Genomic DNA, 13,368 nt, shown 5'->3' with positions numbered 1-13,368 from the left:
ATATTGTTTGAGTTTTGATAGCTCATCGTAACTAAGGGTTTTTGCATGGACACGATCCGGGTTCGCATTCCGGCGCCTGAAGCTGAAGCAAAGGCACTCTCCGATATTATGGAGGCCCGCTTTGAAGATGATGGTTTTCCGGTTGCTGTTTTTGAAAGCTCCACTGATGGAACCATCTGGACAGCTGAGGTGCTGGTGCTGGAGTCCACGATTGATGACGCGATCAATCTGGTAGAAATGCGCCTGTTTGATCAGTTCGAAGGTGGTGTCATCCCAACTTCGGCTGAAGTTGAAGCGCTGCCGGACATCAACTGGGTTGCCAAGTCTCTTGAAGGTTTGAAGCCTGTTCGTGCGGATCGCGTTATTGTGCATGGGGCGCATGATCGTGATGCGGTCAACAAGTCTGATATTGGTATCGAAATTGAAGCGGCGCAGGCGTTTGGCACTGGTCACCACGGTACGACCGAAGGTTGCCTGCTGGAACTGCAGCGCCTGCTGAAGCGCCACAAGTACCATCGCATGCTTGATCTGGGCACCGGCACCGGTGTTCTGGGTATTGCTCTTGCAAAGCTTACCGGTTCTGAGGTTCTGGCAACGGATATTGACCCGATCGCGATCGAAGCTGCGATTGATAATGCGCGCAAGAACAATGTTGGTCCGCTGTTCAAAGCCTTTACGGGTGCTGGTGTGGAAGATCGCCGCTTCAACGAGTTTGGACCGTTTGATCTGGTTGTTGCCAACATTCTTGCAAAGCCGTTGGTGCAGATGTCTGCCAAGCTGTGCAGCCACCTTGCGCACAAGTCCACGCTGGTTCTTTCCGGTTTGCGCATTGAGCACGGCCCACGGATTATTTCCGCTTACGGTCAGCAGGGCCTGAAGCTGGTACATCGCCGTGAGATCGATGGTTGGCTGACCCTGACTTTTGCAAAGGGCAACTGGGCGCCATAAGCTCTTTTGCACTGTGAGTAATTCAAAACCCTCTTTGCTTCTGCTCAGAGGGTTTTTTGATGTCTGATTTTTGGACTGTAGAAAACAAAAAACCTTTGCTTCCTGATCCGGCAAATTGGGAGGAGGTTGCCGGGGAAGCAAAGGTTTTTTTGTGTGCCAAGCAACTGGGAGGAATTTGCTTAGCTTGCTAGATATTGGGAGGAGGTATCTAGCTATATGAGTGGCATTTCTAGCGCTTTATCAGCTGCTGATGGCTGCCGGCCATTGGTGTCGTGCGCATCACATTGGGAGGAGGTGTGATCCGCCGGTTTGCTTTGGGAGGGAAGCGCCCCGTCGACGAGAGGACTTATCCATTATTTTAGTTTGTAAAAAAAGAGATAGTTTCGCATGACACTTATGCGTTTTTTGCATGTCTTGGGTTTGTCATGATCTGAATTTGCATGGAGTACATAGCAGATCTGCGTACACGGCATGGATTGTGTACTTCTGTATCCTTCTGGCCTCTTATGAGAGCATAAAATCCTCTGAGGAGGCTTGTTTGTGTGGTTGAGTTGCGCTGCGATCAGCATTAGCCTTCCGGCATGTTTCAGAGCTTTGACACAGTAAATGATAAATCTCGCGGGCCGGTTCGGTTGGCCGCTCTGCGGGAAGAGCTGGCCTCTCGCGGGCTTGATGGCTTTTTGGTGCCGCGTGCAGATGCACACCAGGGCGAGTATGTGCCTGACAGTGACTGCCGCCTTGAATGGCTAACCGGCTTTACCGGGTCCGCCGGCATTGCTGGCGTGCTCAGTGACAAGGCTGCGATCTTTATTGATGGTCGCTACACCATTCAGGTGCGGGATCAGGTGGATGAAGAGGCGTTTGCCTATCGTCATCTGATTGATGAACCACTGACTGACTGGCTGCGTGAGAATGCACAGGAAGGCCAGAAGATCGGTTATGACCCTATGCTGCATCCTGTTCGACAGGTGCGTTCCCTGAAAGCGGCTTGTAAAAAGGCTGGTGCTGAGCTGGTTACTGTTGATGGCAATCCAGTTGATGGGGTCTGGAATGATCGTCCGGCAGCGCCGCTTGGTGCGGTCAACATGCATCCAATGCAGTTTGCGGGTGAAAGCGCTGCTGACAAGATCAAGCGCATTGGTGAGCTGATTGCAGAAAAGGAAGCTGACACTGCGCTTCTGACCCAGCCGGACTCCATTGCGTGGTTGCTGAACATTCGCGGCAGCGATGTGATGCATACGCCGTTGCCGCTGTCTTTCGCTCTGGTGCCGACCAAGGGCAAGCCATCTCTGTTTATTGATGGGCGCAAGCTTTCCAATGAAGTGCGTGATGAGCTGAGCTCTTTGGCTGATATCGATGAACCGGGCGGACTTACTCCAGCACTGAAGGCGCTTGGAACGGATGGCAAGCGGGTTCTGATTGATACCGGGCTTGCTGGTCAGGCGCTTTACGATGCGGTTGCTGACAATGGCGGCCATGTTGTGGAAGGGCAGGAGCCAACCCTGCTGCCGAAGGCCGTTAAGAACCAGGCTGAGATTGAAGGTGCGAAAGCTGCACATCTGCGGGATGGTGTTGCTTATGCTGGCTTCCTTGCATGGTTTGAGAAGACAGCGCCTCTTGGTGGCCTGACTGAGGTTGTTGTTGCTGAGAAGCTTGAGGAGTTCCGCCGTGAGACGGGCGCTCTGAAAGACATCTCTTTTGACACTATCTCTGCTGCTGGTCCTCACGGAGCGATCTGTCACTACCGTGTGAGCTATGACAGCAATCTGCCAATTGAGCTGAACAGTGTTTACCTGATCGACTCCGGTGCGCAGTATGAAGACGGCACGACTGATATCACCCGAACGCTGGCTGTTGGAGCTGTGACTGCTGAGCAGTGCAAGCATTTCACGCTTGTTCTGAAAGGGCACATTGCGATTGCGACAGCGCGCTTCCCGGTTGGAACAACAGGTTCTCAGCTGGACACGCTGGCGCGCATCGATCTCTGGAAACAGGGTCTCGATTTTGACCACGGCACTGGCCACGGTGTTGGTTCTTATCTGGGGGTGCATGAAGGTCCGCAGCGGATTGCAAAGGCACCGAACAGCATTGCGCTGAAGCCAGGTATGATCCTTTCCAATGAGCCGGGATACTATCGTGCTGATGAGTATGGCATCCGCATTGAGAACCTTGAACTGGTGACACCTGCTGCTGCCATTGAAGGTGGCGATCAGAAGATGCTTGGCTTTGAGCCGCTGACACTGGCGCCGATTGATCTGCGCATGGTGGACACCAAGCTTCTCTCTGAGTTTGAGCTGAACTGGCTGAATGCATACCACGCACGTGTGCGTGAGCTGGTTAGTCCGTTGCTCAATGATGAGACCAAGGCATGGCTGGAAGAGGCGACCCGTCCGGTCTCCTGATCATGATCAGCTTTGTCATGAGATAAAGAAAACCCCGCTTCATGGAGCGGGGTTTTTGTTTAGATGACAGCGAGTGCCATTCTTAAGACCACGACACTGACGACACCGATTGTCATGGCTGCCAGCATGGGTAAGCGTAGAGCTGCGACGGCGGTGATGGCGGTCGCTGCGGTTTCAGCAATGCCTGTAGCAAACGCGGTTGGAGCCACGACAGACATGAGGATTGCTGGAGGTACGGCCTGCAGGGCTGCTTCTGTTCTGCCGGAGAAGGTGACGAACTTTGTCAGCACCAGTCCTGCAATGCGGGTCAGGTAGGTTCCTGCTGCCATTGCCAGAATGGTGAAGAGTACAAGCGGATCAACTGCGAAGATTTCTGAGGTCATGACTGAAGTGCCTCCGCAGATTTCTGAAGTCCGTTGGGATTGTCATCATACTGAACAGCAGCGGCGATCACACCTGCGATGGCGCCCGCGATTATATACCAGGCGCCTGGCACGAACTTATGCGTGAGCACAGCGGCCAATCCACTGGCTGCGAGCACCACTCCAGTTTTCCGGCCTTGCCAGAAGCCCATGACCAGACAGATGAAGAGGGCGGTGAATGCGAAGTCCAGACCGTAGCGTGACGGATCGCCCATGACTGCACCGATCAGACTTCCTGCGACTGTGGCCACCTGCCATGTGATGAACAGGGTCAGGCCAACCCCTAGGTAGAAGCTGAAGGTTGTGTGCTGTTTCATGGCACGCTGCTCAGACAGGGCCCAGACTTCATCTGCCAATATGAAGAAGCCGAGGTATTTCTGCAGAGGCGTCCAGTGCCCCAGCTTCGGAGCCAGAGAAGCACTCATGAGTACGTGGCGCAGGTTGATCAGAAACGTTGAGAAGGCAATGGTGAGCCACGGCAGCGGGTCTGCCCACAAATCCAGTGCGAGGAATTGGGAGCCGCCTGCGAATACGAACGAGCCCATCAGCAGCACTTCTAAAGGAGACATTCCTTTTTGTGCTGCGAGAGCGCCAAACAACAGGCCGATGGGCGTTGCGGCGAACACCAGTGGGAAGAACGTGGTGACGCCGAGGAAAAATTCATTGGGGCCAGCGTTGATCGCTGATTTGTTTTGGTTGCTTTTCACAAAACCCTCCTAAAAGCATGGAGTGTTTTTAAGGCAGAGCGGCTGGAGCCGTCTTGAACGAAATTGCGCTTCTACTACCAATTGGTGGTATGTCGCGGATATTAAATGGAAATCACGGACCGCTGGAAGGCTGCCGGAGTGGTGCCGACGCGGGATTTGAACTGGCGTGTCAGGTGCGCCTGATCCGCAAAGCCGCAGAGTGAGGCTGTCTCGCTTGGAGAGGTGCCGCGGACGAGCAGGCGTCTTGCATTGCGCACGCGAACGTCCGTCAGGTAGGCATGCGGGGTCTGGCCCGTGGCCTTTTTGAAGGAGCGGATGAGGTGGTATTTGGAGCGGCCTGAGATGTTGACCAGATCATCCAGATGCACGTTGCCCATGAAGCTTTCTTCCAGATATTCGCGTGCTCTTCTCACGGCAACCGGATCTTGAGAGTCTAAATCTCTTTCGCGGAAACTGCCGTATTTGGCGAGCATCTTGGCGAAGATCATGTAGAGCGGTTCTTCGGCTTCCAGATCTATGGAGCGGTTCTGTATGGACTTGTGAGCTGTAATGAACTCCTGACAGAGCTCAGGGTCATGGACACAAGCCTCCGGGAAATACGGTGTTCCGCTTTGTGGCTTGTCTGTCAGGTCTTCGGCGATCTTCTGCAATAGGGATATGCTTGGGTAGGTCATCCGGTAGGTGTAGCCGTAGCCTTCCGGTATGCCGTCGTGCAGCTCGAACGGGTTTACGAACACCAGATCTCCGGGGCCTGCAAATATCTGCTCGCCGCGCTGCCAATAGCACTGACAGCCCTGAAGAATTCCGCCGACAACGAAGGTGTCGTGGGTGTGGGGTTCGTAGACGTGGGTTCTGAAACTTGCCGCAAGACATTCCAGTCCGTCAAAGCTGGGAGCGCTCCAGAACTGAGCGTTTTCTCCCGTATTGAGCGGAGTTGCTTCCAATGCAGCTTTTTGAGTGACCGGTTTCATAGACCCAAATTACCCAGCGAAGACAATGATGTCTTGAACGAGATTGCTGTTTTTTACGGATGGGTCAATGGAGATTATCTGGGGTTTGGCTAGCGGTGCTCCTCAACATTCGCCTGAATAAGGGCGGAGTTGAAGTAGCGCAGCGCCTTCACGTGGCTTGCATAGCCAATGACTTGTGTCGGGTTTTTGGGGTCAATGACAGGCAGCGTGGCCTTGCCCGCATCATCGAAGGCCTTGAGGGCTTTCTCCAACGTATCCAGCGGTGCGAGGAATGGTTCTTCCGACTCCGGATCGAAGGTGGTGTCCGTATCCGGGCGGGGAGGATCCGCGAAATCTTCCACGTGCACGATGCGGACGAGCCATTTGTGGGCTCCATCCTGCAGCATCACGCCGCGCATCTCAAGCTGCCAATGGAAGTAGGACCGGCCATGGATTGCCTGATTGAGTCCGGTGGCGATGGAGACGGAAATCAGCAGTGCGATGGAGAGCTCGTAACCGCCGGTCAGCTCGAATACGATCATTGTGGTTGAGATTGGTGCTCCCAACACTGCAGCGGCCACTGCGCCCATGCCGAGGATGGCATAAAGACCGTGACTGGAGGCCATCTCTGGCAGGTGGTTTGCGGCGATCAGGCCGAAGGCACCGCCGGTCATGGCGCCCAGATAAAGAGAGGGCGAGAAGATGCCGCCGCCGAAGCGGGAGGCGAGAGTGATGGCCGTTGCAGCTGTTTTGGCAACCAGCAGCGACAGCATCAAAGTGAGCGACAGTTCTGAGTTAAGTGCGCCATCAGTTGCTTCATAACCAACACCGATGACTTCCGGATAGAAGACAGCGATAGAGCCGACAAGCACACCGCCAACAACTGGACGCAGCCAGATTGGCATCTTGACGTTTCGGGCGACCCAGTCGGAGCCGATCAGAGCAAACTGGAAGGTGATGGCCACAATTGCGCAGATGATGCCGAGCAGGACAAAGGCCGGGAACTCCCAGTAGGTGTTGATCTGATAGTGCGGCAGGATGAAAGCAGCCACATCGCCAAAATAGAGGCGGGAGACCAGCGTTCCCATGGCAGAAGACAGCACGATTGGCACGAAGGCTGACATGGCGTAATGGCCGAGGATCACTTCATGCGCGAACAGAACGCCTGCAATCGGTGCATTAAAGCTGGCGGAGACCGCGCTGGCGACACCTGCTGCCAGCAAGATACGCATGGTTGAATCGGGCAGGTTCAGTTTGGAAAAAACAGAGGTGCCGAGTGTTGCGCCCAAATGCACCATCGGGCCTTCGCGGCCTGCACTGGCGCCGCTGCCAAGAGAGATGACGGTGATCAGCGCAGAGCTGATGCCGGGCCAGAAAGGAAGACCAGTACCGCCATGAGCACGTGCTTCAATCACATCTGCCACACCGCCTGCGCGTTGTTTCTTCTGGATGGTTTGCAGCAGCAAGCCAACGATGGCGCCGCCGATGACCGGGGCCAGAACAATCACATACCAAGGCTGTGCGTTGGCCGCGCTGATCATGCGCTCAGAGGCTGTGCCGAGCCACGTCCACTGGATCAATCCGATGCCGATACGGAAAAGGATAGCTGACCCACCCACTGCGGCCCCGATGATGAGTGCGAGGAACCAGACAAGCGGAAGCCGCGATGACAAAAACAAACGTAAATTTGGTTCGACCCATTTATAGGCTATACGCATTGCGATTTTCAGCGGGTTAGCTTGGTTATGCATACTAGATTAAGCGATAAGACAATGAACGATTGGCACTGTCTTTAACGAGATTCCCCGGGAAACGCCAATCAGGATATGCTCAGATCTTCGAAATTCGGCTCATTATTTTCGATAAGCACTGAGAAACACTTAAGGCGACTCCAGAGACCGCTACGTAAGGGCGGGTTCTGCCTTGCCAAAAGCTCAATAATGACGACCATGCAGAATACTATAATTCCAATAAATGCCGAGTCGTGGCCTCGGGTTTCGACTATACGCTTGCATGAGCGCTTTCTGGGGGAAGCATCTGGAATATGAGGGAGGTCTGCCATGTCTTTGACAGGGATGCAGCTTGAGGTGACACGCAATGCAGAGGGGATCGACAAAGCGATCGCGACCCTCACAGAACGGTTTGGAGACCGCTGCCAGACTTCCATGAGTTTGCGGGAGCAGCATGGGCACACGACGTCCTGGCTGCCGAACCAGCCGCCGGATGCTGTTGTTTTTGCCCACTCGACAGAAGAAGTCTCTGAGATTGTAAAGCTTTGTGCTGAGCTACGCGTGCCAATCATTCCGTTTGGAAGCGGGTCTTCTCTGGAGGGGCATTTGAACGCGCCGGGCGGCGGTATCTCGCTAGACCTTTCCCAGATGAATGAGGTTGTGGCCGTTCATCCTGAGGATCTGGACTGTGTGGTGCAGCCGGGTGTGACGCGCAAGCAGCTTAACGCTTATCTGCGTGATACCGGATTGTTCTTTCCGATTGATCCGGGAGCCGATGCCACGATTGGCGGCATGACAGCAACGCGTGCTTCAGGCACCAATGCGGTTCTTTATGGTACCATGAAGGATATGGTTCTGGCGCTGACTGTTGTCATGCCGGACGGGACCATTGTGAAGACCGGCAGCCGCGCCAAGAAATCCTCTGCGGGCTACGACCTGACACGTCTGATGGTCGGCTCTGAGGGAACGCTTGGAGTGATCACTGAGATCACATTAAAGCTGAAGGGAATACCTGAAGCGATTTCAGGCGGAATTGCTTCTTTCGACAGCATTGCGGATTGCTGCAACACGGTGATTGAAGCCGTTCAGTATGGTATTCCGATTGCACGCATTGAGCTTCTGGACACGCTGACTGTCAAATCAGTCAATGCCTATTCGAAGCTAGATTTGCCAGAATCACCATTGCTGCTTGTGGAATTCCACGGCTCTGAGGCTGGGGTTCGGGAACAGGCTGAGCGATTTGGTGAGATTGCTGCTGAAAACTCTCTGAAAAAGTTTGAATGGGCAACTGATCCAGAAGAACGCAACAAGCTTTGGGCGGCTCGTCACGATGCCTATTGGGCAGGGCTGGGGCTGGCTCCTGAACGGACTGGTCTTTCAACTGACGTGTGCGTGCCAATCTCTCGTCTGGCTGACTGTGTGACGGCTACACACGATGACATCGAAGAAAATGGTCTGATTGGTCCGATAGTTGGCCATGTTGGTGACGGCAATTTCCATGTGCTTGTGCTGACGGATCTGAATGATCCGGAAGACATTGCCAAGTCAGAAGCCTTTGTTGAGCGCCTCAATTATCGTGCCATTGAGATGGGCGGAACCTGTACCGGTGAGCATGGTGTGGGGCAGGGCAAGATGAAGTATCTGCCGAAGGAGCATGGGGCCGGGGTTGCTGTGATGGCGGCGATAAAGCGTAGTCTTGACCCGCTGAATATCATGAATCCGGGCAAGATCGTTGCCTTAGATGCCGAGTAAAGAAGTGCCATAAATACGCACTTGCTTCGTTCCATTCATAAACATTGCCTTAAGTCGTTGCTGTCGTCTTGTTCCTGCTGTAATTCACTTAGATAAACAAGTGTTTGCATGCGGCTCATAGGCGAACAGCGCGGCAAGGTGCGCGGTTCGAAGTGGGTAAAGGAGCTTAACGTTGAATTCGGTTTACATCACCGTTGGTGGGACTTTGATCTTGGCGCTGGTCATCGCGCTTGTTGGCCCTTTGGTCATCGATTGGTCAGCTTATCGTTCCCTGTTTGAGAGCTATGGTGAGAAAATTCTGGGGCATCAGGTTACGATCCTCGGTGAAACTGATGTTCAGCTGCTGCCTGCCCCTTATGTGAAGCTTTCTGACGTGCGTGTTGGTGCTGTCGAAGACCCGCTGATGACTATCAAAGGGTTCGAAGGTCGCATTGAGCTTCCTTCGCTGTTGCGCGGTGAAGTGCATGTGACTGAGATGAAGCTCAATGAGCCAGAACTCAACCTTTCTCTTGATGAGGGCGGCCGCCTTGATGTGCTGCAAACCAACAGCCGCCGTTCCGTTATCTCCGAAATCGATCCAACTTCGCTTATTCTTGAAGATGTGAGCGTTCGCAACGGTTCTATCGTGCTGACTGATGCGCGCACCGGTGAAGTGCGCCGTGCAGGCAATGCAAATCTGGAGCTTTATGCAGGTGGTTTGCAAGGCCCGTTCAAAGCGGAAGGCGCGATGCTTTATGAAGGCGTGCCTTATACGTTGAAGATCGGCAGTGGCCGCCTGGAACGTAATGGTCAGATCCGCGTTAAAACGCAGGTTTCTCCTGCCAATGTTGCTGCACAGTTCTCGACTGATGGTTTCCTGAGACATCAGGATGGTGTTGTTTCTTACTACGGTGATGCTGAGGTTCAGTCTGTCACCAGCGAAGGTTCTGATGATCTGGAGTGGGCCGGTAAGAGTAAGTTCAATCTAGACGGTGAGCGACTGGAGCTGACTGAAAGTACGCTGCGTCTTGGTTCAGAAGATCGCCCGATCACTGCTGAAGGTGGCGGTGTTTACAGCTTTGGCCCTGAGCCTGAGTTTCAGGCTGTTGCGCAGTTCAAGCAGGTGGATCTAGACCGCATGATTGGCGGTGGACCGCAGCGTCCGCTGGTTCCTTCTGAGGCTGTTATGGCTCGTCTGGCTGGTGGCTTGAGCTCTTTGCCGCTGCTGGATGTGAAAGGCCAGATGGACCTGACTATTCCGGTTGTTGTGGCAGGTGGTTCTGTTGTTTCCAATCTGAGCACGCTGATTGAATCTACCGGTACTGGCTGGAAGATTGATGAGCTTTCCGGTGAGTTGCCGGGCCGTAGCCAGTTCAAAACCAGCGGTTATCTGGATCTGCGCAACTCCGCTGGGTATCAGGGTGATTGGGAGATCTCCTCTCGTCAGCCACACCAGCTGGCCCATTGGTGGCTGGGTGAGCGCAAGGATGCATCCAAGCGTCTGTCTCCTGTTGCATTGAAGGGCCGTGTTGAAGCTGGCTCTGGTGCTCTGCGTCTTCCTGACTTGCGGATTGATGCAGGTGACGTACGTAGTGTGGGCTTGATTTCCTTTGAGCATCCTTTGGACCGCAGTCCGCTGATCACCGTTGATATGGACAGCGACCGTGTCAATCTGGATGAAATCCAGCGCTATGTGGAAGCGTTTACGGGTAAGAAGATCAAGCCGAGCGCGGTTGATATGTCCATGCGGCTTTACGCAGATGAGCTGGTTGCCAGTGGCGTGAAAGCCAAGAGCATGGCTGTGAGTGCTAGCTTGAGCCGGGATGCACTCTCCATCGAACAGCTGAAAATTCGCGACTTTGCTGGTGCCTACATCGACATGAAGGGGCGCATTGATGACCTGAGCACCACGCCTCAGGGGAACATCAAAGGCACGTTGACGGCATCCTCCCTGAGCGGTGCAGTAGCTGTGCTGGAAGAATATGCGCCTGAGCATCCATTGATTGAGCGCCTGAAGACGGCAGCTCCTGATCTTGCGCCTGCCAACCTGAAGGCTGAGCTTTCCGCTTATGCAGAGAAGGGGCGCACGGATATGTCGCTGAACCTGTTTGGTGAGGTTGGCGTCAGTGATCTGGATCTGAACGGCACTTTCGAAGGGCGCATTGACGATTTTGCTGAGGGTGATCTTTATGCAGAGATGACCCTTGGTGGCAAAGACGGCGTGAAAGTGCTGCGCCAGCTTGGCTTTGAAGCGATTCCGATTACTCAGCTTCAGCCGGGTGAAGTTCGCCTTTCCCTTTCCGGTAGTCCGCGTGACCAGCTGGCATTTGGGTTATCAAGTGATCTTGTCGGCATGAAGATCTTGTCCGATGGCACTGTTCGTGTACCGAGCCGTTCCGCAGCGGTGTGGTCTGCCAATGTGGCGCTGCAGTCTGATGATCTGGTGGATTATGGGCTGGCGCTTGGCAAAGTTTATCCGATTTACTCTGGCCCGCTGAAAGCAAACCTGACGGCTCAGGTAGAGGGACGTGGACGTGAGTTCACGCTTTCTGAACTGACAGGCCAGCTCGCCAATATGGATCTGAAAGGCGATCTTGAAGGTGCTCTTGAAAAGAACGGTCCGCTGAAGGCCTCCGGTAAACTGGAGCTTTCTGAGCTTGATATGCGCAGCTTGAGTGAGTTGCTGCTGGGCTCCAATGTTTGGGCAGGTGTTCTTCAGGAGGATTCCGTCTGGTCTTCTCAAGCGCTGGGGCAGAGCCTTGCTGATGGTGTGGATCTGACGCTTGATGTGACCAGTGATCGGGCGCTGTTCAGTGATGAGTTCCGTCTGGATGCTGCCAGCGGTCAGCTGCGTTTGCGCTCTGATCTGCTTTCCATCAATGAAGGCAAAGGCCGGTTTGCTGGTGGTGAGTTTTCCGGCACGTTTGATTTGCAGCGGGATCAGGGGCAAGCAACGCTTTCTGGCCGGTTCCGTCTGGATGATGCAGACTTTGAAGAGTTGGCCTGGACCGATGAAGGCCGTGCACTGGCGACTGGTAAACTGCAAGCCATTGCTGAGTTTGAAGGTAGTGGCCGTACGATCTCAGGTCTGGTTTCCGGTCTTTCTGGTGGTGGTACGTTCAGCGTGACGGATGGTGAAATCCGCCGTGTTAATCCGGCGGCCTTTGATCTGGTGATCAAGGCTGCGGATGCGGGGATGGAGCTGGATGAGGCTGCTATTCAGAATGCGTTTGCTGATCATCTGGATGCGGGCTCCGTAAAGTTCAATCGCGTTGATGGTTCTTTGGGCATCGCTAGTGGTCGTATCCGTGCGCGTAACATCTCCGTCGATACAGCTGGTACCACGTTGTTTGGTTCGGCGCTGATTGATCTGGAGAAATGGGCGCTGACCGGTGATGTTTCCATGAAGACCCGCGATGAAGCGCAGAAGGTTGCCGGAGCTGAGCCTCAAGTGGCTATCCTTTATTCCGGGCCGCTGGAAAATCCAGCGCGCAAGCTGGATACGGGTCCATTGCTTTCCTACCTCAACCTGCGTGCGATTGAGCTGAATGTAAAACGCATTGAGGAAGAGCAGCGCAAGATTGCCGAGCAAGAGCGCATGCTTGATGAGTTGAAGAAGAAGCAGGAAGAGGAAGCAGCGCGCAAGGCTAAAGCAGCTGAAGAAGAGAAGGCCCGTCAGGCTGCTGAAGCGGAAGCTGCTGCTGAGCGTGAGCGTCAGGCTCAGGCTGCACGGGAAGCTGAAGCACGTGCGGCTCAGTTGGCTGCAGAGGAAGAAGCTCGCAAAGCGGAAGCTTTGGCTGCTGTAAAGCGTGCCGAAGAGGCTCAACGTGCTGCGGAGGCGAAAGCTGCGGCAGAAGCAAAAGCAGCTGAGCAAGCGCGTGCAGAGGAAGCCAAGAAGAGCTCTGTTCAGGATTTTAGTGCGCGTATCCGGTCTGTGCTTGATGGAGACGCTGCTGAAAAAAAGCCCAATAGTCCCTCTGTTTCCATCGTTGACCCTCCCAAACCGCGCGCCAAGTCCAGCTTACCTGCTCTAGAAGCCCCAGTGACCATTGGCGGTGTGAATGAGGCGACTGTGCCAGCAGGGGAGGTCGATCTGCTTGGTCCAATCATTCAGTCCGGTGCGCCGAAGAACCTTGGTGTTCTGGAAGCGGGAAATGATAATCAGGTGCTGCGTGGTCCGCTTCCGGACCTGCCAACTGATGAGCGTGGCACGCCGAAATTTATTGAGCTGCCGGGTGGGCGGTTGCTGCAGGTTAACTGATCAGTTGGTTTTGAAAGTGTTTGAGCACGGCAACGCGGATGCAGCTTGAGAGATTGTTCTCGGGATTTCTTTCATCATCAATGCCAGCGATGGTCGCAGTGATGTTCTTTCCCTGACTGCGTGCAAGATCTTCCAGACCTGACCAGAACTCAGGTTCCAGCGTAATGCTGGTTCTGTGGCCATGCAGGGTTATGGAGCGTTTCTTGAGGCTCATAGG

At 54.2% G+C, this 13,368-nt stretch carries 9 protein-coding genes; 4 read left to right on the top strand and 5 right to left on the bottom strand.

Features of this window, described 5'->3' with window-relative positions; translation table 11 throughout:
* The first annotated feature begins 45 nt into the window (after positions 1–45).
* Together PSE_RS20725 and PSE_RS20720 are read left to right on the top strand one after the other, a co-directional pair.
* A complete protein-coding gene (locus PSE_RS20725) occupies positions 46–948 on the top strand; it encodes a 50S ribosomal protein L11 methyltransferase (RefSeq protein WP_014286596.1) in 903 nt (300 codons plus the stop codon).
* Positions 949–1,529: 581 nt separating this feature from the next.
* Positions 1,530–3,350 (top strand): aminopeptidase P family protein, encoded by a 1,821-nt coding sequence (locus PSE_RS20720; RefSeq protein WP_014286594.1) that lies wholly within the window; start codon positions 1,530–1,532, stop codon positions 3,348–3,350.
* 59 nt (positions 3,351–3,409) lie between these two features.
* Here the strand turns inward: PSE_RS20720 and PSE_RS20715 are convergent, their stop codons facing one another.
* From PSE_RS20715 to PSE_RS20700, 4 genes are all read right to left on the bottom strand, one after another.
* Positions 3,410–3,733 (bottom strand): AzlD family protein, encoded by a 324-nt coding sequence (locus tag PSE_RS20715; RefSeq protein WP_014286593.1) that lies wholly within the window; start codon positions 3,731–3,733, stop codon positions 3,410–3,412.
* Positions 3,730–4,479 carry an AzlC family ABC transporter permease gene (locus tag PSE_RS20710; protein WP_014286592.1) on the bottom strand — a complete coding sequence of 250 codons (750 nt, stop codon included), beginning with the start codon at positions 4,477–4,479 and terminating at the stop codon, positions 3,730–3,732. The genes PSE_RS20715 and PSE_RS20710 overlap by 4 nt, the downstream gene beginning before the upstream one ends.
* 101 nt (positions 4,480–4,580) lie before the next feature.
* Positions 4,581–5,450 carry an AraC family transcriptional regulator gene (locus tag PSE_RS20705; protein WP_014286591.1) on the bottom strand — a complete coding sequence of 290 codons (870 nt, stop codon included), beginning with the start codon at positions 5,448–5,450 and terminating at the stop codon, positions 4,581–4,583.
* 89 nt (positions 5,451–5,539) lie between these two features.
* Positions 5,540–7,180 carry a chloride channel protein gene (locus tag PSE_RS20700; RefSeq protein WP_014286590.1) on the bottom strand — a complete coding sequence of 547 codons (1,641 nt, stop codon included), beginning with the start codon at positions 7,178–7,180 and terminating at the stop codon, positions 5,540–5,542.
* Between the two features lie 309 nt (positions 7,181–7,489).
* On the opposite strand from PSE_RS20700, the gene PSE_RS20695 reads away from it, so the two are divergent.
* Both PSE_RS20695 and PSE_RS20690 read left to right on the top strand, forming a co-directional pair.
* Positions 7,490–8,911 (top strand): FAD-binding oxidoreductase, encoded by a 1,422-nt coding sequence (locus tag PSE_RS20695; RefSeq protein WP_083841597.1) that lies wholly within the window; start codon positions 7,490–7,492, stop codon positions 8,909–8,911.
* Positions 8,912–9,083: 172 nt separating this feature from the next.
* The gene (locus PSE_RS20690; protein ID WP_014286588.1) at positions 9,084–13,151 is read left to right on the top strand and encodes an AsmA family protein; all 4,068 of its coding nucleotides are present in this window, start codon (positions 9,084–9,086) and stop codon (positions 13,149–13,151) included.
* Here the strand turns inward: PSE_RS20690 and PSE_RS20685 are convergent.
* On the bottom strand, positions 13,144–13,365 hold the full coding sequence (locus tag PSE_RS20685) for a ribbon-helix-helix domain-containing protein (protein ID WP_014286587.1): 222 nt from the start codon (positions 13,363–13,365) through the stop codon (positions 13,144–13,146). The two genes, PSE_RS20690 and PSE_RS20685, sit on opposite strands and share 8 nt — an antisense overlap.
* Positions 13,366–13,368: the final 3 nt, after the last annotated feature.

Source organism: Pseudovibrio sp. FO-BEG1 (assembly GCF_000236645.1).
Classification (GTDB): Bacteria; Pseudomonadota; Alphaproteobacteria; order Rhizobiales; family Stappiaceae; genus Pseudovibrio.
Note: the sequence above shows the minus strand (reverse complement) of the source record. Positions and strands in the feature narration are given on the sequence as shown.